The 23,286-nt window shown below is 56.8% G+C and carries 22 protein-coding genes; 15 read left to right on the top strand and 7 right to left on the bottom strand.

The genetic code is table 11. The annotated features are described in order from the left end of the window. Positions 1–101: 101 nt before the first annotated feature. The 6 genes from meaB (at position 102) to K3J57_RS11235 (ending at position 5,935) form a co-directional block, all read left to right on the top strand. Positions 102–1,085, top strand: a complete 984-nt coding sequence (gene meaB / locus K3J57_RS11260) for a methylmalonyl Co-A mutase-associated GTPase MeaB (RefSeq protein ID WP_259775786.1) — start codon at positions 102–104, stop codon at positions 1,083–1,085. A 414-nt stretch (positions 1,086–1,499) separates the two neighbouring features. Next, entirely contained in the window at positions 1,500–3,329 is a 1,830-nt protein-coding gene (locus K3J57_RS11255) for an ABC transporter ATP-binding protein (protein WP_259791836.1), read from the top strand. A 110-nt stretch (positions 3,330–3,439) separates the two neighbouring features. Next, entirely contained in the window at positions 3,440–4,006 is a 567-nt protein-coding gene (locus tag K3J57_RS11250; RefSeq protein ID WP_259795941.1) for a hypothetical protein, read from the top strand. Between the two features lie 385 nt (positions 4,007–4,391). After that, complete coding sequence (rpmB, locus tag K3J57_RS11245) at positions 4,392–4,679, top strand: 50S ribosomal protein L28 (RefSeq protein ID WP_055190275.1); 288 nt, start codon at positions 4,392–4,394, stop codon at positions 4,677–4,679. Positions 4,680–4,865: 186 nt separating this feature from the next. Next, positions 4,866–5,222 (top strand): hypothetical protein, encoded by a 357-nt coding sequence (locus tag K3J57_RS11240; RefSeq protein WP_173484956.1) that lies wholly within the window; start codon positions 4,866–4,868, stop codon positions 5,220–5,222. A 173-nt stretch (positions 5,223–5,395) separates the two neighbouring features. Further along, the gene (locus tag K3J57_RS11235; RefSeq protein ID WP_259795939.1) at positions 5,396–5,935 is read left to right on the top strand and encodes a copper chaperone PCu(A)C; all 540 of its coding nucleotides are present in this window, start codon (positions 5,396–5,398) and stop codon (positions 5,933–5,935) included. Positions 5,936–6,224: 289 nt separating this feature from the next. Here K3J57_RS11235 and K3J57_RS11230 read toward each other — a convergent pair whose 3' ends face one another. Together K3J57_RS11230 and K3J57_RS11225 are read right to left on the bottom strand one after the other, a co-directional pair. After that, positions 6,225–6,956 (bottom strand): NAD-dependent deacylase, encoded by a 732-nt coding sequence (locus K3J57_RS11230; protein WP_259795937.1) that lies wholly within the window; start codon positions 6,954–6,956, stop codon positions 6,225–6,227. A gap of 64 nt (positions 6,957–7,020) precedes the next feature. Then, positions 7,021–7,671 (bottom strand): winged helix-turn-helix transcriptional regulator, encoded by a 651-nt coding sequence (locus K3J57_RS11225; RefSeq protein WP_259784628.1) that lies wholly within the window; start codon positions 7,669–7,671, stop codon positions 7,021–7,023. Positions 7,672–7,776: 105 nt separating this feature from the next. On the opposite strand from K3J57_RS11225, the gene K3J57_RS11220 reads away from it, so the two are divergent. Continuing rightward, positions 7,777–8,277, top strand: coding sequence for a low molecular weight protein-tyrosine-phosphatase (locus K3J57_RS11220; protein WP_259784627.1), 501 nt, complete (start codon positions 7,777–7,779; stop codon positions 8,275–8,277). Positions 8,278–8,494: 217 nt separating this feature from the next. On the opposite strand, the gene K3J57_RS11215 is transcribed toward K3J57_RS11220, so the two are convergent. From K3J57_RS11215 to K3J57_RS11205, 3 genes are all read right to left on the bottom strand, one after another. Next, positions 8,495–8,815 carry a hypothetical protein gene (locus K3J57_RS11215; RefSeq protein ID WP_254449773.1) on the bottom strand — a complete coding sequence of 107 codons (321 nt, stop codon included), beginning with the start codon at positions 8,813–8,815 and terminating at the stop codon, positions 8,495–8,497. A 281-nt stretch (positions 8,816–9,096) separates the two neighbouring features. Next, on the bottom strand, positions 9,097–10,077 hold the full coding sequence (locus K3J57_RS11210; protein WP_259791828.1) for a 1-phosphofructokinase family hexose kinase: 981 nt from the start codon (positions 10,075–10,077) through the stop codon (positions 9,097–9,099). A gap of 111 nt (positions 10,078–10,188) precedes the next feature. Beyond that, a complete protein-coding gene (locus K3J57_RS11205; RefSeq protein WP_259795935.1) occupies positions 10,189–11,253 on the bottom strand; it encodes a Glu/Leu/Phe/Val family dehydrogenase in 1,065 nt (354 codons plus the stop codon). A 122-nt stretch (positions 11,254–11,375) separates the two neighbouring features. Between K3J57_RS11205 and K3J57_RS11200 the strand changes: the two genes are divergently transcribed. Continuing rightward, on the top strand, positions 11,376–11,831 hold the full coding sequence (locus tag K3J57_RS11200; RefSeq protein ID WP_259784624.1) for an Lrp/AsnC family transcriptional regulator: 456 nt from the start codon (positions 11,376–11,378) through the stop codon (positions 11,829–11,831). 277 nt (positions 11,832–12,108) lie between these two features. Here the strand turns inward: K3J57_RS11200 and K3J57_RS11195 are convergent, their stop codons facing one another. Further along, the gene (locus K3J57_RS11195) at positions 12,109–13,230 is read right to left on the bottom strand and encodes a hypothetical protein (protein WP_259795933.1); all 1,122 of its coding nucleotides are present in this window, start codon (positions 13,228–13,230) and stop codon (positions 12,109–12,111) included. Between the two features lie 75 nt (positions 13,231–13,305). Here K3J57_RS11195 and lepA point away from each other — a divergent pair, with 75 nt between their 5' ends. Both lepA and K3J57_RS11185 read left to right on the top strand, forming a co-directional pair. Next, positions 13,306–15,105 (top strand): translation elongation factor 4, encoded by a 1,800-nt coding sequence (gene lepA / locus K3J57_RS11190; RefSeq protein ID WP_259773077.1) that lies wholly within the window; start codon positions 13,306–13,308, stop codon positions 15,103–15,105. A 484-nt stretch (positions 15,106–15,589) separates the two neighbouring features. After that, positions 15,590–16,573 (top strand): PIN domain-containing protein, encoded by a 984-nt coding sequence (locus K3J57_RS11185; protein WP_259795930.1) that lies wholly within the window; start codon positions 15,590–15,592, stop codon positions 16,571–16,573. Positions 16,574–16,732: 159 nt separating this feature from the next. Here K3J57_RS11185 and K3J57_RS11180 read toward each other — a convergent pair whose 3' ends face one another. Further along, positions 16,733–17,179, bottom strand: a complete 447-nt coding sequence (locus K3J57_RS11180) for a type II toxin-antitoxin system Phd/YefM family antitoxin (protein WP_259795928.1) — start codon at positions 17,177–17,179, stop codon at positions 16,733–16,735. 117 nt (positions 17,180–17,296) lie between these two features. On the opposite strand from K3J57_RS11180, the gene K3J57_RS11175 reads away from it, so the two are divergent. The 5 genes from K3J57_RS11175 (at position 17,297) to K3J57_RS11155 (ending at position 23,244) form a co-directional block, all read left to right on the top strand. After that, positions 17,297–17,803 carry a PhnA domain-containing protein gene (locus K3J57_RS11175; RefSeq protein ID WP_259795926.1) on the top strand — a complete coding sequence of 169 codons (507 nt, stop codon included), beginning with the start codon at positions 17,297–17,299 and terminating at the stop codon, positions 17,801–17,803. 1 nt (position 17,804) lies between these two features. After that, a complete protein-coding gene (locus K3J57_RS11170) occupies positions 17,805–17,999 on the top strand; it encodes a CTP synthetase (RefSeq protein ID WP_259791818.1) in 195 nt (64 codons plus the stop codon). Positions 18,000–18,071: 72 nt separating this feature from the next. Further along, the gene (locus K3J57_RS11165) at positions 18,072–18,257 is read left to right on the top strand and encodes a hypothetical protein (protein WP_055190246.1); all 186 of its coding nucleotides are present in this window, start codon (positions 18,072–18,074) and stop codon (positions 18,255–18,257) included. A gap of 461 nt (positions 18,258–18,718) precedes the next feature. Further along, complete coding sequence (locus K3J57_RS11160) at positions 18,719–20,281, top strand: site-specific integrase (protein WP_259795921.1); 1,563 nt, start codon at positions 18,719–18,721, stop codon at positions 20,279–20,281. Continuing rightward, positions 20,269–23,244, top strand: coding sequence for a VPA1269 family protein (locus K3J57_RS11155; RefSeq protein WP_259795918.1), 2,976 nt, complete (start codon positions 20,269–20,271; stop codon positions 23,242–23,244). The genes K3J57_RS11160 and K3J57_RS11155 overlap by 13 nt, the downstream gene beginning before the upstream one ends. Positions 23,245–23,286 lie beyond the last annotated feature (42 nt).

Below are 23,286 nucleotides of genomic sequence, written 5' to 3'. Positions count from 1 at the left end.
GCGGCCAACAGGTATCGCCCTACAAAGGGTGCGCCCGGCAACGCTCTGGACGAACCCCCTTTGCCCCGTTATGACTTTCGCGGAAAATCGAGGGGGCAGGCATGGACATTCAGGATCTCGCGAACCGGGTCGCGGCAGGAGAGCGCCGGGCGCTGGCGCGGGCGATCACTCTGGTCGAAAGTGCGCGCAAGGATCACCGGGCGCAGGCGACCGAGCTGCTCGAAGCGGTGGCCCCCCTGAAACGCGAAGCATTGCGGATCGGTCTGTCCGGCACGCCGGGTGTCGGGAAATCCACCTTTATCGAAGCCTTTGGCATGTTCCTGATCGAACAGGGGCTTAAAGTGGCGGTTCTGGCCGTTGACCCGTCATCGGCGCGCTCTGGCGGGTCCATTCTGGGGGACAAGACCCGGATGGAAAGCCTGTCGCGGGAGAAAAACGCCTTTATCCGCCCCTCGCCATCGCAGGCGCAGATGGGGGGCGTTGCGCGCCGCTCGCGTGAGGCGGTGGCGCTGTGTGAGGCGGCGGGGTTTGATGTGGTCCTGATCGAAACCGTGGGGGTGGGCCAGTCCGAGACCATGGTGGCGGAAATGGCGGATCTGTTCCTGCTCCTGATTGCGCCTGCGGGCGGGGATGAGTTGCAGGGGGTGAAACGCGGTATCATGGAAATTGCCGATATCATCCTGGTGAACAAGGCTGACGGGCCGCTGAAGGAAACCGCCATGCGGACCTGCGCGGATTATGCCGGTGCGTTGCGCCTGCTGCGCAAACGTCCCTATGACCCGGAGGGTTTCCCCAAGGCGCAGATGGTTTCTGCGGTGACCCATGCGGGTCTGCCCGAGGCCTGGGAGGCCATGACCGAGCTGAGTGACTGGCGCCGCGCACAGGGGCACTGGTCCACCCGCCGGGCCGAGCAGGCGCGTCACTGGTTCGAGGAAGATGTGCGCCTTGGCCTTCTGGCGGCCCTTGAAAAGGGGGATATCCGCGCGCGCCTGAATGTTCTGGGCGGGCAGGTTGCCCGTGGCGAGGTGGGTGCCGGTCGCGCGGCGGAAGAGATGATTGCCCATATTCACGCCGACATGCGCTGATGCAATCGGCGGGCCCTCCCGCGCCTTATTGACCTGCGGTCGTCAGGCTTGGGGGTGGCTCACTTCGTGAGCCTGAAGGGGCTTTGCCCCTCGGCCCCCCTCTTTGAGGGGGCCCTCACCCCAGGATATTGGTGACAGAAAATGGGGGCGGGGCCCACATGCGGTGCGCTGTTGTTGGCGCGGCTCTTGGGGCTTGATATGCGCTAACATCTGGGTTAGGCAGGGTGTCACGCATTGAAGGAGATATGCCGATGAAGCAGTTCAGGACCCTATACCGAGGCTAAACCGCCGGTCCTGCTGTTGCGGGCTGTCGGTTTTTCAGCCGGTCCCGTCCATCATCCCATCCCTTTTGCGCTTTCCAGAAGTTGCGCTTTTTCAATCCGTTTTGCCGGATTTCCGTTTTTGGAGCTTTAGATGTTTCGTTATTTTGAGAACCTTGTGAACCCCTTTGCTGCCCATGAAGGTGGCACGCCACCTGCCGCGCTTTGGCCTTTCATGACAAGCCAGTTCGGGCCGTTCAGAAAATGGATGGTCTGGATGGCACTGACCGGTGTTCTGGTGGCCCTGATCGAGACCGGGTTGATTTTCTACACCGGGCGGGTGGTGGATCTGATGAATGCCTCTGAGCGGCAGAGTTTCTGGTCCAGCCATGGGTGGGAGCTTTTGGCGGCGGCACTGTTTATCCTGATCCTGCGCCCTGTTGCGATTGTCTGGAACCGGTTTTTTCTGGAGCAGACCCTTGCGGGCAACATGCAAGAACAGGTGCGCTGGCGGGCACATAAGCACATGCTGGGCCAGTCGCTTTCGTTCTTTCAGAATGATTTCGCGGGCCGCCTGTCAAACCGGGTGATGCAGCTGGGGCCGGCGGTCGAAGACAGCACCTACATGTTTTTCGAGGGCATTTTCTATGCCACCACCTATGTGCTGTCGGCGATGCTGATCCTTGGGTCGGTTGATTGGCGCCTGTCGTTGCCATTGGCGATCTGGTTGGTGCTTTACATCGCCTACACCCGCCACATTGCCAAGCGGGTGGCGGTGGCGTCCGAGAAATGGTCGGATGCGCGGTCGCTTGTGAACGGGCGGGTGGTGGATGCCTATGCCAATATCGAAAGCGTGAAGCTTTTTGCACAAGGCGCAGGCGAGGAACGCTATGTGCTGTCCGCCATGCGCCGGTTGCGGTTGCGGTTCATGCGGTTCCTGCGCCTGATGACCGAGCTGTCCTTTGGCCTGAATATCCTCAATGGGATGCTGATCACCGGGGTGCTTGGCCCGGCGCTGTGGCTGTGGACGGCCGGACTGATTTCGGTTGGTGAGGTGGCGGCGGCGTCGGCGCTGACCGTGCGGCTGAATGGCATGTCGGGCTGGATCATGTGGGTGACGATCCGGCTGTTTGAACATGCCGGGGTGATCCGCGAGGGGCTGCGGTCGATCGCGGTGCCGCATGAGCTGCTGGATGCGCCGGATGCGACCCGGTTGCAGATCAACAGGGGGGAAATCCGGTTTGACGCCCTGACCCACCATTATGGCCGGGGCAAAGGGGGATTGGACAATGTGTCGATCACCGTGAAACCCGGTGAGAAAGTGGGGCTGGTCGGGCGGTCCGGTGCGGGGAAATCCTCGCTTGTGAACCTGCTGTTGCGGTTCCGGGACCCGGAAGGGGGGCGGATCCTGATTGATGGTCAGGATGTGGCCCAGGTGACGCAGGACAGCCTGCGGGCGCAGATCGGCATGGTGACGCAGGACAGTTCACTTCTGCACCGGTCGGTGCGGGCCAATATCCTTTACGGTCGCCCGGATGCGGATGAGGCGATGATGGTCGCGGCAGCGCGCCGGGCCGAAGCGCATGAGTTCATCCAGACGCTGGAAGACCCGCAGGGGCGCCGGGGCTATAACGCCCATGTGGGCGAGCGGGGCGTCAAGCTGTCGGGCGGGCAACGCCAGCGGGTCGCCATTGCCCGGGTGATGCTGAAAGATGCGCCCATTCTGGTGCTGGACGAGGCGACATCCGCGCTCGACAGTGAGGTGGAAGCCGCGATCCAGAAAACGCTCTATGGCATGATGGAAGGGAAAACCGTGATGGCCATTGCGCACCGCTTGTCGACGATTGCCGAAATGGATCGGGTGATTGTGCTGGATCAGGGGCGGGTGATCGAACAGGGAACCCATGATGAATTGTTGGCGCTGGGCGGCACCTATGCCGGCCTGTGGGAGCGCCAATCCGGTGGGTTCCTGGGCGAAGAGTGATGTGGCTTTGGGGGCACGGTGCGGGGGCAATGATGACCCCGCCCCGTGTTATGTCCCATTTGGATACCCAGATCTGAGATGTCGATTGCATCGTGTAAGGAGTATCAAGGATGAGCAGATTTCAGATTGTGAAACATGCGCTGAGCGCCAGCCTGGTCGGGGGGATTACCAGTGCGCTGTTGATGGGATCAGCCGGCCTGTCGCAAGAGGCCACCGGGCAGGGATACGGCGTCAATCGAAGCGCCGCCTTTGCCCCCGCGCTGGCCGCATATGAGGCGGGGCTGGCGCAGGAATGCGCGGATTTTGAAAAGGGCGAGCTGCACATCAATCCCGGCGGCCTGCAGACTGTTGCCGATTTCAATGGCGATGGCATCACTGATCCGGTGCTGGATACCGGCGTTTACAGCTGCTCCAGCATGGCGTCGTTCAACCGGGGATCCGGCGGGCGGGTGATCACGGTGTTTGTCTCCGACCCCAAAGCGGAACAGGGCTATCACCGGTTCGAGTTCCTTGGCGAAGGCAATGTGACCGTCTCATTGGGGGATCGGGCGATTCTGTTGCTTGCCCAGCACGGCAGCGGGTGCGGGCGCAGCGGGGCTGAAATCTGTTTTGGTGCCTATAGCTGGTCCGAAGGGGCCTTTATCTCGCTTGGGGGAGAGGTGACGCCGGTTCGCTAGCGGAGTGTGTGCCCGGTATATCCAATGCGTTTGGTGCACTCTGTGCGCCCGGTGATGCCCTGTGGGTGTTCCTGCGCGATCACCGGGCGGATCTTTGTGGGCGTGCACGCTTTTTCCCCTTGTTCTCTTGGGGGAAAGCCCCTATCCCCGCATCAAACCCGGCCCGCAGATGTGCCCTTGAAATTCGCTGCTCCGACTCACTTGACGTGCCCCTGAAAGGCGTTTATTGAGCGCGGACGGAATTCGGGGTGCCGCTTTGGCGGTGCCTATGACTATTGACCGGCCAAATGTGGGTATCCATGGCGGACGGTGCAGAAGATGGGGATGGCCCCGGCTTTGCATCGCAAAATCCCACCAATCTGGCCCGAGAAGCAAGGAAGAGACCATGTCGCGCGTTTGCGAACTGACCGGAAAAGGCCCGATGACTGGCAACAATGTCAGCCACGCGAAAAACAGAACCCGTCGCCGGTTTCTGCCGAACCTGAACGACGTTACCCTGCAGTCGGAAGCTCTGGGTCGTGGTTTCAAACTGCGCATCTCGGCTGCTGCCCTGCGCTCGGTGGACCACCGCGGTGGTCTGGACGCGTTCCTGGCCAAAGCCAAAGACACTGAACTGTCGGCCAATGCGCTGAAGATCAAAAAAGACATCGCCAAAGCACAGGCTGCTGCCTAAGCCGTAGCCCGCCTGTGTGTTGCCCTCAGCGGCAACAAGATGGACAAGAGATGCCGCCCGAAGGTGACTTCAGGGCGGTTTTTCTGTGTCCCGATCTGTGTTGCGACGCGGGGTATCTTGCCAGCCATGATGCCTGTTACCTTTTGTCACTTGCCAAGCGCAATCGACAGGCGTAGCCATTAGGACATGATCCGCGGTTTTGTCGCATATCTCCTTGCGCTGGTCCTCACCGTGACCGGCTTTTCGCTCGCTCAGGCGCGCGGCGGGGCCCCTGTGACCACAGCTTATGTGGACGGGATCGAGATGGTGATCTGCACCGGTATCGGCATGACCACCATCACCATCGGCCCTGATGGCGAACCGATTGAAACCCAGCATGTCTGCCCCGATGGCGCGCAGAATTTCGTGGCCGGGTTTGATATCCCCGCGATGGATGCCCCCGAAGGGCGTCTTTTGGCGCTGTCTCCGGTTGTGACCGCGCTGTCTGTGACGGATCGGGCTGAAACCAGCCCCTCTGCCCGCGGCCCTCCTGCCCTGATCTGATCCCTTCGTCGGGCGTTTTGCCGTCCGTTTGCAGGTGATTTCCGTCTTGTGACGGGACCAATCCCATCTGAAACCGAGCGCAAATCCCCCGATCAGTCCCTGTGAATATACAGGGCGATCCTTTCCGCGTGTCCCACGCCACCCTTATTCAAATCAGGATATCAGGAGCTGTTATGTCCAAATTGAAAACCCTTCTCGCCGCCGGCGCCTGTGCGCTTGTCACCCTGCCGGCCTTCGCTGACAGCAAGATCATGGTGCAGGATGCCTATGCGCGTGCGGCTGGCATGTCGGCCAAGGCCGGTGCGGCCTTCATGCAGATCATGAACCAGGGGGACGAAGATGATCAGTTGATTGATGCGCGCTCTGACATTTCCAAACGGGTTGAGCTGCACACCCACAAGATCGACGATCAGGGCGTGGCCAAGATGATGCATGTGCCGGAAGGGTTCACGATCCCCGCCGGCGGAATGCATGCGCTCCAGCGTGGCGGTGATCATGTGATGTTCATGGGTCTTAATGGCGCGATGGAGCAGGGCGATACCGTGACCGTGACGCTGGTGTTTGAGAAAGCCGGTGAGCTTGTGGTCGAGATCCCGGTGGATCTGAACCGTGATCAGATGGGCGGCGGCATGATGAAAATGGATCACAGCAATATGGGTCAGGGTCAGATGGGCACCATGGGTGGCGGCGCAAACGCAGGCGCCAGCAACTGAATATGAAGTTTTCGGAAGGCCGGGCCGCGCGGTTTTTGCGTCCCCTGCGGGCCAGGTCCTTCCGATACGGGGACTAGTCACCCCCTAAAGCGTTTCGGGATAAACTTGAAACACATGTTTATCCCGAAACGCCCACAACATTGATATCTCTGACAGTGTTTCGGCGTTTCCCTGTCTCGGGTGAACGTCGAAACGCATTAAGGCCGCACCTCTCGGGGTGCGGTCTCATTCTGTCAGGCTCTTGCGGGCGCTGCAACTGAAAGCGGCTCTTTCGACGCTGGATTTTCTCTTATACGTCAAGGATTTCCTGCACCCATTCAGGAACGACACGACTTGCCGGGCCATAGATCCCGTGATCAAACACGCCGCTGCCGTCGCTGCGTTCAAGGTTGATCTCAAGGGTTGGAATACCCATCCCCCGCGCTTCGCCCACAAAACCGGCCGCGGGATACACCGTGCCGGATGTGCCCAGTGCCACAAACAGGTCCGCTTCGGACAGCAGGGTCAGGATGCGCTCCATCTGATAGGGGATTTCCCCGAACCAGACGATGTCCGGCCGGGTGGTGGGGGCGTGGCAATTGGGGCAGGGATCGGCAGGGTCCATTTCGCGCGGCGCAGCCCAGCGATGCCCGCAGCTGGCACAAAGCGCGCGGGTAAGCTCCCCATGCATATGGATCACATCCACAGCCCCGCCGCGTTCATGCAGATCGTCGATATTCTGGGTGATCAGGCTGACCCGGCCCGGATGTCTGGCCTGCAGGCGGGCAAGCGCGGTGTGGGCGGCGTTGTGGCTGGCCTCCAGACAGTTTGCGCGCCGTGCGTTGTAAAACTCATGCACCAAAGAGGGGTTTTTCGCAAAGCCCTCCGGCGTGGCGACCTCCTGCAGATCATATCTGGTCCAGATCCCGCCCTTGTCGCGAAACGTGCCCAGCCCGCTTTCGGCCGACACGCCCGCGCCTGTCAGGATGACGATGTTCTGAAAGCCTGGGTTTTGAAACTCTGTGGTCTGAAATCTGTCCATCTGCCTGCCCCTTTTCTGCCAGGGCACGCGCGCAGCCATTGGTGAAAGCCACGGGCCGAGCGCTTTAACGATGCCCAGCCAGACTGTCGATGGCTTTTTGCAGCAGGTCAAGCAGGGCCGCGACCTCAGCCGGGTCCTGGGCCTCAATCCCCTGCTCCTCGGCAAATTCGGCAAATCGGCCCATGTCGTCGGCAACCTTGTCCACATCGCCCCAGTCAAAGCGCAGCCGCACCGGCGGCAAGGGCAGGGGGCCCACTTCCAGTGAGACATGGCCATCGGCGACGATCAGGCTGAACGGTTCGCCATCGATCACCAGTTCCGCCCGCAAAGAGGTTTGCGGCGTGGCAATCCGTTCGATTGCGCCCGCCAGCGGCACCGCGCGATGGCGGCTGTTTTCCGGGTCGGACGGGATGTCGGGCATGGGCAGGGTTCGGCCAAACCGGGCCAGTTCGAACAGGATGCCACGGGTGGCCGTGCCTTCGGGGGTCAGCCGGTAGGACCGCCCCGCCTTATGGACCAGCCCGGCTTCGACCAGTTCCGACAGCCGGGATGAGAGCATATTGGTCGCAATGCCGGGCAGACCCGCCTTGATCTCTCCGAAGGAGGTGGGACCGGCGTGCAGTTCGCGCAGGACATGGATCCCCCAACGGTTTCCGATCACATCTAATGCGCGGGAAATGGGGCAGGTTTGGGCATAGGGTTTTGCACGTTTCATAGGCTCATTTTCGGGTCGTTGCGTTTCAATTCAAGATAGGCGCACGCCCGTCGGCGTGGTTTCGCGGATGGGTGACAGCAGCAAACAGAACCGCTATCAGAAACTATGACCACTCGTATTCTCTTCGTCTGCCTTGGCAATATCTGCCGTTCGCCCAGTGCCGAGGCGGTGTTTCGCCAGATCGCCAATCAACACGCCCCGGAACTGGCGCTGGAGGTCGATAGTGCCGGCACATCAGACTGGCACGAAGGTGAACCCCCATATAGCCCCATGCAGCGGGCTGCAAGGGCGCGTGGCTATGAGTTGGCGACATTACGCGCACGTCAGTTTTCGCGCGCCGATTTTGACCGGTTTGACCTGATCATCGGCATGGATCGCGACAATATCACCAATATCGAGGCGCTGCGCCCACCGGGGCGGACAACGCCGGCACATGTGTTTACCGACTACCTTCCGCCAGACCTGCCCGCGCAGGATCCGCGCCGGGGCATGGACCATGTGCCCGACCCCTATTACACCCGCGATTTCGACCAGACACTCGACCTGGTCGAGGCCGCGTCACACGGGCTGTTGCAACAGTTGCGCCGGGACCAGGCAACAGGCTGAACCAAGAGGTAAGCAGGGGACGAACAAGATACGGACCGGCCAGGGAATGGGCTGGCCAAGGTATGCACTGGCAAGGGGCGAAGGGCACACAATCCTGTCGCGGACCCAACGCCAGTAATGTCACAATATAAATCTCAAACCACGCTTCAAATCCGCAGTTCTCGACAGGGTCGCCACCGAAGATGGGGCGGCAACCAGAGCGGGGAACAGGAAACGCTCAGCCGCAATAAGTGTTCACGGCCTGACCGAACTGCTTGTATTTTTGCCAGAACTTCTCATCCGTCCGCCGATCGGACTGACGCAGGACCTGGCTTTTATGCGGGTCTTTGAAAAACTTCACGACACGCGATTGCTCGCTCCTGCTCAACATGGCCCCTGCCACGTCTTCGATACAGCCGCACAGATTGCGTGATGCGGCGGACCGATCCGCGCTCATGCAGGCCTTCTGAATACCGCCTGCGGTGGCTGGGGTGGGGGCAATTGAACTGATGCCAAAGCCACTGATCCCCAGTGCAACGGCCATTGCCAGATATTTCATGTGCTGCCTCGTGCTCATATTTTCTTGGGGCCCGTTTTGTCATGATCGCGCTCCGGCTTCAGCACCTGTCGCGGCGAAATACCCGCGTTTGGATGCCACCCTGACGCGCGGCCTGACCTGGGCCTTGGTTGGGTTGTTTTGGCCCCGGTTTTTCCGGGACTCGGTTAACGCGTTTCGATATTAATCTAAAGTAGGGAAAACCGAAACGGTCTAGGAAAAGCCTAGCATATTTTTCCCTTTGGTGCAATTTTTCCTGTAAATCACCGGCGACAGCCCGCCGCTCACAGCGCGCTCAGGGACACCTGCGGCACAATCGCCTCGACTTCCGGGCGCCTGCACAGGGCGGTTGCCTCGGACATGACCGCGGCCGAGGCCGCCGCCACCCCGTGACACAGGGCCTGCGGGCCGGTCTGTCCCCGGGCAAGCGCCAGAGTGAACGCCCCCAGAAAACTGTCCCCGGCCCCCACCTTTGAGCGCACCGGCACGTCAGGCCCAACCCCGTGCCATGCCTGATCTGCCGTGACCAGAACCGATCCCTCTGCGCCGCGTCCCAGCACCACCTGATCCGCACCCCCCTGCCGGATCAGCATCCGGGCAAATCGGGCTGCGCCCTGCGGGCCGGGCAGGGGCTGCCCCGCAAGCGCCTCGCTTTCGCTCTGATCAAGCCGCAGCAGCGACAGGGCCGCGCCGTGACCGCGATTGCGAACCGCCCCGTTCAGGGCGGCACCGGATGTGTCGAGGATCAGTTTGCCCCCCTGTCGGGCCGCCCGGATCGCAAGCTGTTCGATAAAGTCATGGGTTACGCCCGGCGGCATGGATCCTGACAGCACCACCAGCATTCCCGGTTTGATCCGCGTGGTGATCAGGTCGAGACAGGCAGAGCTGAGCTCGGGTGTCCAGGTCGGGCCGGGCATGACAAATCGGTATTGGCTGGTCTGGTGAGGGGGGGGTCCGTTCCGCTCCCCGACCGCAACAGAAAGGCGGGTTTCACCGGGCAGTTTGAAATGGATCTGCGGGACATTTTCCTGCGCCAGAAGGGCTGCCACCTGCGCGCCGTGGTGTCCCGCCAGAGCGACCAGTGCTGTGGCCTCGCCGCCCAGAATGCGGATCGCGCGCGCCACGTTGATGCCGCCGCCGCCCGGATCCAGCCGGGGCGTGTCACAGCGGATCTTGTCGCCTGCCACGATATGGTCGGCCTCGGTGGACAGATCCAGCGAGGGGTTCAGCGTCAGGGTCAGGATGGGCAGGGGATCTGCTGGCATGATTAGGCTCCGGCCGGTGTCGGTCGGAGCCTAAAGCGTTTGGGGATAAACTTGAAACGCTTTCGTCCCGGCCCCAGTCGAGGTCCATGGGCCTTGTGCGCTTTGGCAAAGTCAGGCGGCGGGGGCCTGTGCCTGTCTGGCGGGAATGGCGCGGGAGACCACTTCCAGCGCCACATCTGCGGGGCTGACCTCGCGGCGTTCCGCCTCGGTCAGGATGGCCTCCATCGTGGCATCCAGTGCCTCCAGCTTTTCATCCACCCAGTCCACGCGGTTTTCAATGCCGAGGATCTCGGTCGCCACATTGATGATCCCGCCGCCATTGGCAACAAAATCGGGGGCATAAAGGATGCCGCGATCGTGCAGGCGCTGCGCGTCTTCGGGCGTGGCCAGCTGGTTGTTGGCGCCACCGGCCACGGCCTCGACCCGCAATTGCGCGATACTGTCTTCGTTCAGGATGCCGCCGATGGCGCAGGGGGCAAAGATATCGGCCTTCGCGGCATAGATCTCCTCCAGCCCCACGGCCTCGGCGCCAAAGCTGGTCACCGCCATCTGCACCCGTTCCGGGTTGATGTCGGTCACGATCAGTTTTGCCCCGGCCGCGGTGAGGCGATAGCACAGGTTCCACCCCACATTGCCCAGCCCCTGAACGGCGATGATGCGTCCGCGCAGGGTCCAGTCATCAAACTGGTGCAGGGCCACGCGGCGGATCGCGTTGAAAATGCCGCGCGCGGTGATGGGCGAAGGATCGCCCGAGGCAAATTCCCCATCCGCCAGCCCGGCCACATACCGGGTTTCTTTCGCAAGCTCTGCCATATCCGCCGTGGTCATGCCCATGTCTTCGGCGGTCCAATAGCGCCCGGCGCAGGCCTCAACCGCACGGCCAAAGGCGTGCAGCAGCTCCGGCGTTTTCTGTGTTGCCGGGTCGCCCATGATCACCGCCTTGCCCCCGCCCAGCGGCAGGCCTGCGGCGGCGTTCTTATAGGTCATGCCCTCGGACAGGCGTTTCACATCCGTAAGCGCCTCGTCTTCGCTGGCGTAAGGCCGCATCCGCAGGCCCCCCGCCGCCGGACCAAGATCGGTCGAATGAATGGCGATGAAACCGACCAGCCCGCAGGCCGGGTCTGCCACGCGCAGGATCTGTTCATGGGTGGTGGATGCAATGATGGTGATGGTCATAAATCTCTCCCTTTGGGTCAAATTAACGCCGGGGCAGGGAAGATTTTCACCAATTTCACGCGTGAAGTTTTTGTGGATTGGTGATAATCTGATGTGGAATCAAATTTAACGCGAGAAATCTGATGGATGCCACCGATCGACGTATTATTTCTGCTCTGCAGCAAAGCGGGCGGCAGAAACTTGGGGATCTGGCCGAAGAGGTTGGCCTCTCCCCCACGCCCTGCGCGCGCCGGGTGGCGGCGCTGGAAGACAGCGGCGTGATCACCGGCTATGGCGCGCGGGTCGATCAGGCCAAGCTGGGCCTGCCGGTCACGGTGTTTATCGAGGTGGAGCTGGAAAGCCAGAAGCGCGAGGCGATCAGTGCGTTCGAGCGGGCGATTTCGCGGATGGAAGAGGTGATGGAATGCCATTTGATGAGCGGATCGCGCGACATCCTTCTGCGGGTTGTCGTGGCCGACCTCGCATCTTTTGACGCGTTCATGGAAAACCACCTGATGCGGGTGGAAGGGGTGAGTCGGATGCGGTCAAGCTTCACCCTGCGCACGATGGTCAGGCGCAACCGCTTGCCGATGGGGTAACACAACATAAGGGCCACGCCCGCCCTCGGGAGGGCGTATGAGATGTTTCGTCCGGTGGCACACCGGACAGCGCCCGACCCTCCCCGTCAAACCGTAGGTTTGCCTTCGGCAAAACGGAGGGCGCTTTTGCGACGTTTCCATTTGTATCAACGTTCCGGGTGTTGTGGGCGCTTACCCCACACAAGGCCCCGATGCCCCCCTAGGGTCGGGCGCTGTCCTCTGCGTTTCTCTTGGGGAGGGCGGGCGTGGCCCGCGCTGTGCACGTGCCGGGGGGTGTTTAGAACAGGGTGCCTAGCCAAGTTTGAGCTGCTTTGATGATCTCGGCAATCTTGTCGCTGTTGAGCGCCAGCCATCCGGCACAGGCTCCGCCACCCCATTTTCCGAGAGATTTTGCGAATTCATCTGCGGCTTTGTCGAGTTTGCCAAGTGGCCACTTGCCGATTGCGATCAGGGCAGCACCCAATTTCGAGATGGCAGATTTGATGCGAGACTTATCCGGCGTTCCAGATTGCGTTTCCGCTTTCAACTCCTCAATCGGTGCCCAGATGATCTCTTGCACAATGCGCGCGTCTTCGATGGCTTCGGGCGGGTTGTTGCCGCCAATGCCAAGCCGCGCGCGTTCCTGCCAGACCTGCTTTTCAGTCTCCAGATCTTCAATGCGCTTTTCCAGTTCAAACCGCGCGCGGATTTCTTCGATCAGGCGGGCAATATGTTCCGGGCCTTGCTCCCAGTCCGCATCCGGGATCAGCGCCACGCGGCGTTGCAGCTCCCAGTCGAGCGGTTTGCCGTCGAGAAAGCCTTGATACCACTCGCGCCAGAAGGACCAGACAGTTCCGTTGGAAGTGAAATACTGTTGCAAAGTTTTAACAGCGTCGTCGATTTGTATTGAGTCTGGATGTTTCCAGAGAGGCATGGAACGAATGACCTCGGCGGGCACATCGTCGGTGGTCAACCTCACCGAATCTCTCATCAGGTTTCCCTCATCCAGATCCACTGGAGAAATTTCAAACGCTCCAGTAGAATCTGCGTAAGATGAGTAGAATTCACCATAGGGGGTCTTTTGGCGAAAAATCTCGAACCTGTTACCTGTTTCGTGAAATGTGATTTGGAATTCGACGCCTTTGTATAGCGCCGAGAAGTAGGTTTCCTCGTCACTCCACTCAATGCCCCAACTGGTGTTTTCACCCTCCGGCCGATGATTGCAGATTACCGCTTGAGCAATGCGCAGTGCTTCTAAAGCTATCTGGTCAGGAAAAATGTGCTGTGTGCCTGACGTTTCGTCAGCTAGTAGAACTAGACCTCTCAACATGCAGCGACCAAGGATGACGGATTCAATTATGTCACCCTGCTTTTCAAATGCCGGATAAAAGAAATCTACAAAGTCGTTGTGGACGTCCATGGTAATTTACTCTGCGTTCGTCGGTTCACTGGTTCTTCTTGACCAATCCCCAAATCCCTATAATACGCTCCTCTTATGACTGACCTGAAACACATCCGCAATTTCTCGATCGTGGCCCATATCGACCACGGGAAATCCACGCTGGCCGATCGCCTGATCCAGGAGACGAACACCGTCGCCGATCGGGATATGAAAGAGCAGATGCTCGACAGTATGGATATCGAGCGTGAGCGCGGCATCACCATCAAGGCCAACACGGTGCGGATCGAATATACCGCCGAGGATGGCGAGAATTACGTGCTGAACCTGATCGACACGCCGGGCCATGTTGACTTCGCCTATGAAGTCAGCCGCTCGATGCGCGCGGTCGAAGGCTCGCTCTTGGTGGTGGACAGCACCCAAGGGGTCGAGGCGCAGACGCTGGCCAATGTCTATCAGGCGATTGAAGCGGATCACGAGATTGTGCCGGTTCTGAACAAGATCGACCTGCCCGCCTCGGAATGTGACCGCGTGGCCGAACAGATCGAGGATGTGATCGGCATTGATGCCTCCGGCGCCATTCAGGTCTCTGCCAAAACCGGGGTTGGCATCCGTGAAACGCTTGAGGCGATTGTCACCGAACTGCCCGCCCCCAAGGGCGACCCGGATGCGCCGCTGAAGGCGATGCTGGTGGACAGCTGGTATGACGCCTATCTGGGCGTGATCGTTCTGGTGCGGATCATCGACGGCAAGCTGAAAAAGGGCGAGCGCATCCGCATGATGTCGACCAACGCCGTTTACCCGGTGGACCGCGTCGGTGTCTTCACCCCCGAGATGAAGCCGATTGACGTGCTGGGTCCGGGCGAAATCGGCTTTCTCACCGCCTCGATCAAACAGGTGCGCGACACCCGCGTGGGGGACACGATCACCCATGAGAAAAAGGGCACAACCGAGGCGCTGCCGGGCTTCAAACCCTCGCAGCCGGTGGTGTTCTGTGGCCTGTTCCCGGTCGACAGTGCCGAATTTGAAGACCTGCGCGACTCGATTGAGAAACTGGCGCTGAACGATGCGTCCTTCTCTTACGAAATGGAAACCTCGGCCGCGCTGGGCTTTGGCTTCCGCTGCGGTTTCCTTGGGCTTTTGCACCTCGAAGTGATCCGCGACCGGATCGAGCGCGAATACAATATCGAACTGATCACCACCGCGCCCAGCGTGATCTATCACGTCTATATGAAAGACGGCTCGATGATTGAGCTGCACAACCCCGCCGACATGCCCGACCTCTCAAAGGTCGATCATATGGAAGAGCCGCGCATCAAGGCCACCATCATGGTGCCGGACGAATATCTGGGCGACGTGCTGAAACTGTGCCAGGACCGCCGCGGTATCCAGATGGACCTGACCTATGCGGGCTCGCGCGCGATGACGGTCTATGACCTGCCGCTCAACGAGGTGGTGTTTGACTTCTATGATCGCCTGAAATCGGTCACAAAAGGGTATGCGAGTTTCGACTACCAGATGGAGGGCTATCGCGAGGACAATCTGGTGAAGATGTCGATCCTTGTGAATGATGAGCCGGTGGACGCGCTCTCGACCATGGTGCACCGCGACCGCGCCGAAATGCGTGGCCGGGCGATGGTCGAGAAACTGAAGGACCTCATTCCCCGCCACATGTTCAAAATCCCGATCCAGGCGGCGATTGGCGGCAAGGTGATCGCGCGCGAGACCCTCTCGGCGATGCGCAAAGACGTGACCGCGAAATGTTATGGCGGCGATGCGACCCGGAAAAAGAAACTGCTGGAGAAGCAGAAGGCGGGTAAGAAGAAGATGCGCCAGTTCGGGAAAGTGGACATCCCGCAGGAAGCATTTATCAGCGCGCTGAAAATGGACAACTAAATGAAAAGGGCCTCGCAAGAGGCCCTTTTCATTTGGTGGGCGGAAGAGATTGGCAAAGCCAATCGCGTGCCCACTCGTTGCTGTTCTGCGGTGACAGCGAATTACACAGTAAATCGCGTGCGCACCCCCTGCATGTTCTGCGAAAATCTAGCGGCAATCACCGCCCCAAAGCCTCGCCACACGCGGGGCTTTTCTTTTACCCACCGCCCCTCACACCCCCTCCCGTCCGGTGGCACACCGGACAGCGCCCGGCCCTCCCCGTCAAACCGTAGGTTTGCCTCCGGCAAAACGGAGGGCGCCTTAGCTACGGAGCAAGTTGGATCAACGTATTGATGGGAGCGGTCGGGTGCCAAACGTGCCTGTCCCTGCGCCCACCCATGGTCGGGCGCCATCCTTCTCGAATTTTCGCTTGTATTATCTGGATTTAGCGGAATGGAAAAGCTAGAAATAGCAGAGAGAATCTACCATGGATTGAGGTGCGAGAATGGCGATTAGCTTATTCGTTGATACAAACGTCTTTCTCTCTTTGTATGCGTTCTCAGATGATGACATCGAGCAATTTCGTAAGTTGTTCATTTTGTCTCAAGAAGGTGAGATTAACTTCCTATTGCCGGAGCAGGTCATCGATGAGTTTTGGCGAAATCGAGAATCCAAAATTCAGATTGCTCTTTCGGAATTTCGAAAACCTCCGAATAGGTCGATTCCAGCGCTGGTTCGAGAGCTGGAACAGTTTTCGGATTTTGATGCCAGTATAAAAAGCTACACCAAAGCACATACGGCATTAATGAAATCTGTTTTCGAGAAGGCTGCCAAGACACAACTGGCTGCTGACCTGTTGATTAAAGAGATCTTTGAAAAATCAGAAATAATCTCTGTTTCAGACGATATCTTTGAAAAAGCAAAATATAGAGTTGAGAAGGGAAATCCTCCGGGAAAGCAAGGGAGTTTGGGAGACGCACTCAACTGGGAATGTATTGTTTCAAAGCTGGGTTTCTTGGAAGAAATATGCTTCGTCTCTCAAGATAAAGATTATAAAAGCGTGCTGCACGATGGGGCGTTCAATGAGTTCTTATTAAAAGAGCTTGATGATAATCTCTTCTCTACTTTGGATTACTTCCCTTCTTTGCGTGATTTTATGCGGGCTAAGTTTCCGGGCATTAAGATTGAGGCATATGAAGAAGCATCGCTTGCGGTTGAGCAATTTGAAAGCAGTGGATCATTTGCATCAACTCACTCTGCTGTTCAGCGATTAATGGCGGTGGAATTTTTCTCAAACAAGCAAATCGATCGGATTGTGAGCGCAGCAGAACAAAACTCTCAGATTATGTGGATCATCCAAGATGAAGATCTTCAGTCACTATTTGAGAATATAAAAGACAAGTATGCTGGGCAGTTGCCGGACCCTCTTTTTGCGCGGCTGCTTGAGTTAATTGTGCCGGAGGCTGGCGAGGATATAATCCCATTCTAGCTCCCGCCCCGCAGGGGCAGCGCCCGACCCTCCCCACGGGAGGGCGCTTTTGCGAGGTTGAAACTTGGATCAACGTATTGGGGGTTGCGATCGGGTGCCAAACAGGACTGTTCCAACGCCCACCCAGGGTCGGGCGCTGTCCCTGCTATGTGACCACCCTCACCACCACCTCCACCACCGCTTCCGCTTCACAGGCCCCACGTCCTCGGCGCTCTCTTCTGACGCCTGATCGGTCTCCGTGCCCTCCTCCTCCCACGACTGAATTTTGGCCTCGATCCGGGTGAGCATTTCCTGTTCCTCGGCTTTCTCCACCGCCTCTTTTGCGATCACCTCTGCCTCAAACAGCGGGCGTTTCCAGCCGGTGCGGGCGACCCATGCGGCGCCGTGGCGGTGGCCGGTTTCGGGGTTCACCGGGCCGTAAAGCTCGTAATCCTCATCCGCCCAGATCCGGTGCAATTCGTTGATTGTGACCAGCGCCACCACCGGTTTGCCGTGGCGGGTGATGATCATCCGCTCCTCGCCATTCAGGGTGCGTTTGATCATTTCGGTCAGGTTGAGGCGCACGTCGGTCAGGCGGACGTAGAGGGGCGGCAGGATTGTGGACATTCTGGGCCTTCAAAAGTTTAAAGTTTCGGATTTTTGCGGGGGAAAACTTGCAAATCCGCCCCTGATGCTCGTTAAAGAGTTTAAAGTTTTGATGAGATGAGCGAACGGAGCCCCCCAATGTCCTGCCCCCTATGTTCGGCCGATGCGGCCTTGGTGAAATATGATGTGAGCGGTGGTCCCGAGGGCGCGGCGGTTGAGGTCTGCGCCACCTGTGCGGGGCAGCTTTCGGGGGATCTGGATCCGGCGCATTGGCGCGGGCTGGCATCAAGCATGTGGTCCGAGGATCCGGCGGTTCAGGTAATTTCTGCCCGTGTTCTCAAACAGTTAGGAGAAGGCTGGGCGCAGGACCTGCTGGATCAGCTGTATCTTGATGAGGACACGCAGGCCTGGGCGGACAATGTGCTGGACGCGGTGGAGCATCGCGACAGCAATGGCACGCGGCTGGCGCAGGGCGACAATGTGGTGCTGATCAAGGACCTGCCGGTCAAGGGGGCGGGGTTCACAGCGAAACGCGGCACTGCGGTGCGGGGGATTTCTCTGGTGCCGGATAACGCGGAGCATATTGAAGGGCGCGTGGAAGGGCAACGTATTGTTATACTTACGAAATTCGTGAAGAAGAAGTAAGATGAAGTCACCGTTGTTCAAGTTGGTCATGACCTTTTACGGGATTATCGGGTCCACCGTGGCCTCCGTGCTGGTGGTGCTGGCACTGGTCAATGGGATCACCGGGCTCTGGTGGCTTTTGGGCGCGGCGGCGATTGGATTTATCTTAGGGTTTCCCGTGAGTTACTATGTCGCACGCGCAATGATGGGCGACTGATCCAGATCAAGGAAGGGGGTGTTGGAGCGCGCAAGAATTCCCGAAATTGAATATTATTCATGAGGGATCGCCATGCTCCGCCTTACCGCCGTCATTTACACCCTGCTTGGTGCAACGCTTGCCGGAATATTCATCGTGGTCGCGCTGACCATGGGGTTTGATACTGGCAAACCCATTGTTTATTCAGCGATTTTGGGGTTCATCCTTGCTGTGCCCGTATCCTGGATCGTGGCCAAACAGCTCAGCAATCTTTCCTGATCCGGCCATACCGGGCGCTTTACCTGCCAGGGCCTCTGGCGGGTCAACCGGCTGTCTCACCTGCATAGCGGGTGGGCAGTTGGTTTTTTGATTTGGATATCCGTGTGGGGGAATGGAGAGTGGCGACCCCGGAAGGACTCGAACCCTCAGCCTATTGATTAGAAGTCAATTGCTCAAATAATACCCTAATTACCTCTACCTCAACCTACTAAAAGTTTCGAACGTCATACGCGGCCATTTCGGCATTCAAGATGACATCGAATTTAGCGATTAGCAGGCTGGGACGCGCGGAGCCCTCAAATAGCTCAAGCGTGTCTCAGCCTGCGGGGTAGTTTTGCCCACAAACTGCTGTCCCAACAAATACAAATAGATCTGTCGGCTGCGCACCAGCCAGCGCTGACTTTTTTCTTGTTTGGGAAAAAATAAGCCCCTATCAAAATATACTACAAGTGGAGGGGAACTTGGGAGAACTGAGACACATTAGTGGGCGCAATCATTTTGTTCTATTGCACCATGTCGACCGCGAACCCAACAGCGTTATACCCATACTCTGGCTCTTTTCAGATGGGGAACCAAGAGTTTTTCACCCCCTTCTTGACTATTTCAAAGACAATCCCGGCCACCGACTTGATTGGAAACGCAAAGCAGCTCGATCGGTGGGGTTGTTTTACGATTTTTGTTTGTCCTTCCAATTTGACAACACAAACAGCATTCGGAACATTCACTCAGCTGCTCTTCATGCGTTCATAGAAGCTATCCAAAAGGGAACAATTCCAAAGGAAGGGGTCGATAACTCAGGCCTATACTGGGCTCCCATGTCTGCAAACTCCGTAGCTGTGACAGCAAGGCATATCGACCAGTTTGTTGAGTATGCTTGTGACAAACTTAGAGACCTGCACAAGGACCATCCGCTAAAGGCACTGTATCGTGAATTCTCTGCCCCCCCTTCCAACCAAGCTGAAATGGTTGGGTTTCTAATTGCATCCAAATCGAACTCTTCTCGTAGTTTTTTGCAGCATCTGAAAAATAACGAGGTTTCGGCAAAAGGTTTGCATAGAGCTTCTCGCCGAAACCTTGGATACGAACAGCCTGTTTCCGGCTTAAGATCAGCCAAGCATATGGATCCGTCCCTTATCGCAAAGATGCTCGAAGTGGGCTTTGTGAAAAATGAGAACGCCGTCTCGATCTACGAAAAGGAAGACGTTACGGCCAAGATGATCTTTCTTCTTCTGGTCGGTGGAGGGCTACGGCAATCAGAACCTCTTCACATGTGGTTCAATGACTTTGCCTTTCCTCTATTGGATGGCAATGAACGTTGCATTCCTTTGCTCAGGCATCCATCGCAGGCCGAAACGTATATCATGGGCGAAAGCTGCTCTCGGCGAGAATACCTTGGTCACCGAGGATTGGTTCCCAGATATGAAGCGGGCTCGAAGGCATTATGGGTTGGCTGGAAGAACCTGCCCATGGATCAAAGAACCGCCCAAACGGAGGTTTTCTTTATCCACCAAGGTTTAGAATACCTATTTGCATCCTACTTCAGAACATATCTGAACTTTAGGCGAGAGCTTGTTCACGCACGTATCAGACGCGGCGAAAGCGATCATCCATTCTTATTTGTCAGCAAGGGGGAAGATCGTAGCTCTGCTTCTTCCTGCATTGGAAACCCATACTCGCTTAGTGCATTCAAGCGAGCATGGACCCGAGCATTGGACCGGGTCGAAAAGGCGTATGGCGAAGTTGTCCCTCGTGGCAAAATATATGGAACAACACCGCATGGGTTGAGGCACTTTTATGGGAAAACTTTGCTAAGTGCAGGGGCTCCACAGAAAGCGATTCAGAGAGCGATGCATCACAGGCATATTTTGAGCCAAAGTGTCTACACGGAACCGGAATGGCAGGAAGTAAATGAAGCTCTGAATCGCGCCAGAAGTAACGCAAGAAAGCCTCTCTCTAATTTCACCACTCCGATGCCAGATCCCTACGACGAAACAGCAGAGTTGAAAGAACAATGGCGGTTCTAAGAATTGATGATCATTTGATAAATAGCTCATCGGTTGAGTTCCACGCAGGAAACGCAACGCAGCGTCAACTTGATGATGCCGAGAAGGCTCTTAATAAGTTTCGCAAACATGCTGACGCAGGCGACATTTCCGCATTCATGAAGCTGCATGAAGAAACTGGCGCGCTTTACCCGACACATCTTGCTATTGAGCTATTTCGGAACGAACGGAGAGCCTACCGCACTCTGTGTGACGAGCACGATTTCTTTCGCAACGATCGAGAAAGCCTCCTTGCATATACAAACAATCAGCCAAGTGCAGATACGATAAACTCCAATATTCGGCGCATTCTCTTAGGCTTGCATCTCTCTTCAACAGCGAGAAGCCTGCGAGATGTATCCGAAGAGGTTTGGGCGGCGTTTGTCCGAACCTTGAAAACAGATAACGGCCGATGGAAGAATGAACTTGGCGTCCATGACGGGGTTCGCAGAGCTTTTAGCGCTTTAGCTCAGTATATGAATACGAACTACCCTTCGAAGCGCGGGTTTGACAAACCCGTTTTGGTCCCCAGGCAGCACCGTGGAGGCAACAAAACAGGGTTCTCTTCCAAAGATATCTCAGATCCTCCCAGAGAGTTCAAAAGATGGATAGCAATACTTGAGGAATATCGTTCAGGCCCACGAAAATCGAAGGGCACCAAACAATCGAACGCTTACTTCTATTACTTCATGTCATGGCTCTCATCCTATCCTGAGGAGGAGTTTAGGAGACCGGAGGTGTTTCTTTCGGAGCAACGAGCAAACCCGAGCTGGGAGAGCTTTGTAGTTGACAAGATAGGTCCCAAAAACAGTGCTGCAGCGGTTGTTAGATATGTAGCTGACATGATTGACTGGTTCATCAGTGAAAAGATGGTGGCTGTCGACGAAGACGGAAACGCTACTTCGCTTGGTTTCCCGGTATTGATGCCAGCCGAACGAAAGAGATTTGATGATAAAGCTCGCGATTGGTCTCCCACAAAACGCAATCAGGCTGCCTCACCGCCTCTGCCTCGGCGTTGGCTAAAAGTCCTTCAGGAAATCCTGACCGAAGATGATTGGGCATGGCCAAAATCTCTTGATTCTCACTATTTTGAGACTAATCGGGATGGCCGCGTTGAGCGTATCTGGAATCCTGTAATTCCATTCTTAGTTTACACAATGACAGAACTCCCTTGGCGGAAAATTCAGGTTAAATCTCTGGATTCAGGCGAAGGAGATTTGGAGATGTTGGACTTGACCTCCGGCAAGTGGGTCAGGAACACATCCGTTGCCGCTGGCTTTTGGGAACGGCATGAGCAAGCTCATCGAAAGCGCCGAGGCGTTCTCAATCGAGATGGTGAGGACTTTTGCTTTTATGTGAACACAAACAAGACTTCCGACAGTAAGCATGGTTTTGGTGAGATGTCAGGGTATCTGGTTCCCTGGAAATACACACCTATGATTGAGCTATTTCAACAACTTAAATCCTGGCAAGAAACTTACAATCCAATTGAACTTCCTACTCCATATATGGAAGCGATTGAGGGCTTTGAAGGAGTTTTGCCTCCCGAAGGCGTAATCGACATGATCCCTGACAGATTCTATTTGTTTAGAGACTTCAATGGTCGTCGAAACCGAGTATCGCCTCCAACTGACAACAAACTCCATGCGTTTTGGCGACTACTGATGGACGAGCTTGAGCGGCGCTTAAACGCTCAAGGAGAAGATGCGGTCATAGTCCTATCACGCAATGCCTCAGGCGGGCCGATGACTGCGCAATATACTATGCACGGACTTCGGGTCGCTGGTCTAACAGCATTTGCAGAAGCGGGAGTTCCGATCGAAGTCCTCTCCAAATTGGTCGCAGGACATGCCTCAGTCCTCATGACAATCTACTATCTAAAATACAATACAGCACATGTGACAGACATTCTTGAGAGTGCTCGACTGAAGTTTGAAGCCTTAGAAGCAAGAGATTTTGCAAACCACTTGAAGAGCCGAAGCATCGAAGAAGCCGCAAAAATTGCCGTTGCAAATGAAGATTACACTCTTGTCGGCGTAGCAGATGGTAGCATTACGACAGATCTTTTCTTCGATACTGGCTTGGGAGTATGTCCTTTTGGCGGCTCCAGTTGTCATGACGGCGTTGATCTTGGAAATGGACGAAAAGCTGCTGTTCCCGGTGGTTCAAAAAACTGTCTACAATGTAGACACTTTATCTCCGGTGAACCTTGGCTGACACCACTTGTTCTTAATCAGCAAAGGCTTGCTGCGAAGGCTCAGTCGCTTTCAAAGAAGCACAACACGCAACTTGAAGAGCTCGACGACTTAGTTATCCAGAGAACGGGCATCATAAAAAATGGGGGCGTAAACAAAATCCCTCCCCTTCTAAAACGACAGATTGCCCAACTTGAGAATGAAATCGAGCGGCATGCGGATGATCTCGACTGCTTGCTTAGCACAATGCATCAAGGGCACCGACTGATCGAGCAAATCAAGTATCTACAGGCGCTTCCAAACGAAGAAGGGCTTCCCGTTTTGGTCGCGGACGCTGGCATAGAAGTTCGAGGGTATCGTGAAGGAACCCGGTTTGAACTTATTGACTCTATCCTTCAAGGCAGCCGAATCTACCCGGTGCTTAAAGATGATGACCTGGAAACAGAGCGTGAACGCTTCATTGACGTGATTATGTTCAACAATGGCATGACCCCTCTTTCGATGATGAGCTTATCCAACGAGCAGTCACGGCAGGCGGCTGATGCAGCCAGCGAATGGCTAATTCGGAAGGTCGGTGCGCAGCAAACAAACCTTCTTCACAGCGGTGCCCAGACGCTGGAAGAAATGGGCTTTAGCACAAAGGAAATGGAAGAATGTTTGCTCGAAACCTCAGTAACCGCGAAGCCACCCGCAGAATGTCGAAAACAACTCCAACCTCAGGATCAAGCGAGTTGGGTCGAACAGAAGTAATTGGAGTGAGCAACATCAGCGCAGAATACAGACCTCTCATCT

It is taken from the genome of Aliiroseovarius crassostreae (assembly GCF_025137635.1).
Lineage (GTDB): Bacteria > Pseudomonadota > Alphaproteobacteria > Rhodobacterales > Rhodobacteraceae > Aliiroseovarius > Aliiroseovarius crassostreae.
Note: the sequence above shows the minus strand (reverse complement) of the source record. Positions and strands in the feature narration are given on the sequence as shown.

What these genes read in the sequence shown, in the direction of transcription:
- K3J57_RS11255 (WP_259791836.1), top strand. Translation starts at nt 1,500, where the DNA reads ATGTTTCGTTATTTTGAGAACCTTGTGAACCCCTTTGCTGCCCATGAA.
- K3J57_RS11220 (WP_259784627.1), top strand. Translation starts at nt 7,777, where the DNA reads ATGACCACTCGTATTCTCTTCGTCTGCCTTGGCAATATCTGCCGTTCG.
- K3J57_RS11175 (WP_259795926.1), top strand. Translation starts at nt 17,297, where the DNA reads ATGTCCTGCCCCCTATGTTCGGCCGATGCGGCCTTGGTGAAATATGAT.
- K3J57_RS11235 (WP_259795939.1), top strand. Translation starts at nt 5,396, where the DNA reads ATGTCCAAATTGAAAACCCTTCTCGCCGCCGGCGCCTGTGCGCTTGTC.
- K3J57_RS11170 (WP_259791818.1), top strand. Translation starts at nt 17,805, where the DNA reads ATGAAGTCACCGTTGTTCAAGTTGGTCATGACCTTTTACGGGATTATC.
- lepA (WP_259773077.1), top strand. Translation starts at nt 13,306, where the DNA reads ATGACTGACCTGAAACACATCCGCAATTTCTCGATCGTGGCCCATATC.
- K3J57_RS11225 (WP_259784628.1), bottom strand. Translation starts at nt 7,671, where the DNA reads ATGAAACGTGCAAAACCCTATGCCCAAACCTGCCCCATTTCCCGCGCA.
- K3J57_RS11165 (WP_055190246.1), top strand. Translation starts at nt 18,072, where the DNA reads ATGCTCCGCCTTACCGCCGTCATTTACACCCTGCTTGGTGCAACGCTT.
- K3J57_RS11230 (WP_259795937.1), bottom strand. Translation starts at nt 6,956, where the DNA reads ATGGACAGATTTCAGACCACAGAGTTTCAAAACCCAGGCTTTCAGAAC.
- K3J57_RS11210 (WP_259791828.1), bottom strand. Translation starts at nt 10,077, where the DNA reads ATGCCAGCAGATCCCCTGCCCATCCTGACCCTGACGCTGAACCCCTCG.
- K3J57_RS11185 (WP_259795930.1), top strand. Translation starts at nt 15,590, where the DNA reads ATGGCGATTAGCTTATTCGTTGATACAAACGTCTTTCTCTCTTTGTAT.
- K3J57_RS11250 (WP_259795941.1), top strand. Translation starts at nt 3,440, where the DNA reads ATGAGCAGATTTCAGATTGTGAAACATGCGCTGAGCGCCAGCCTGGTC.
- meaB (WP_259775786.1), top strand. Translation starts at nt 102, where the DNA reads ATGGACATTCAGGATCTCGCGAACCGGGTCGCGGCAGGAGAGCGCCGG.
- K3J57_RS11215 (WP_254449773.1), bottom strand. Translation starts at nt 8,815, where the DNA reads ATGAAATATCTGGCAATGGCCGTTGCACTGGGGATCAGTGGCTTTGGC.
- K3J57_RS11205 (WP_259795935.1), bottom strand. Translation starts at nt 11,253, where the DNA reads ATGACCATCACCATCATTGCATCCACCACCCATGAACAGATCCTGCGC.
- K3J57_RS11200 (WP_259784624.1), top strand. Translation starts at nt 11,376, where the DNA reads ATGGATGCCACCGATCGACGTATTATTTCTGCTCTGCAGCAAAGCGGG.
- K3J57_RS11155 (WP_259795918.1), top strand. Translation starts at nt 20,269, where the DNA reads ATGGCGGTTCTAAGAATTGATGATCATTTGATAAATAGCTCATCGGTT.
- K3J57_RS11195 (WP_259795933.1), bottom strand. Translation starts at nt 13,230, where the DNA reads ATGGACGTCCACAACGACTTTGTAGATTTCTTTTATCCGGCATTTGAA.
- K3J57_RS11180 (WP_259795928.1), bottom strand. Translation starts at nt 17,179, where the DNA reads ATGTCCACAATCCTGCCGCCCCTCTACGTCCGCCTGACCGACGTGCGC.
- K3J57_RS11240 (WP_173484956.1), top strand. Translation starts at nt 4,866, where the DNA reads ATGATCCGCGGTTTTGTCGCATATCTCCTTGCGCTGGTCCTCACCGTG.
- rpmB (WP_055190275.1), top strand. Translation starts at nt 4,392, where the DNA reads ATGTCGCGCGTTTGCGAACTGACCGGAAAAGGCCCGATGACTGGCAAC.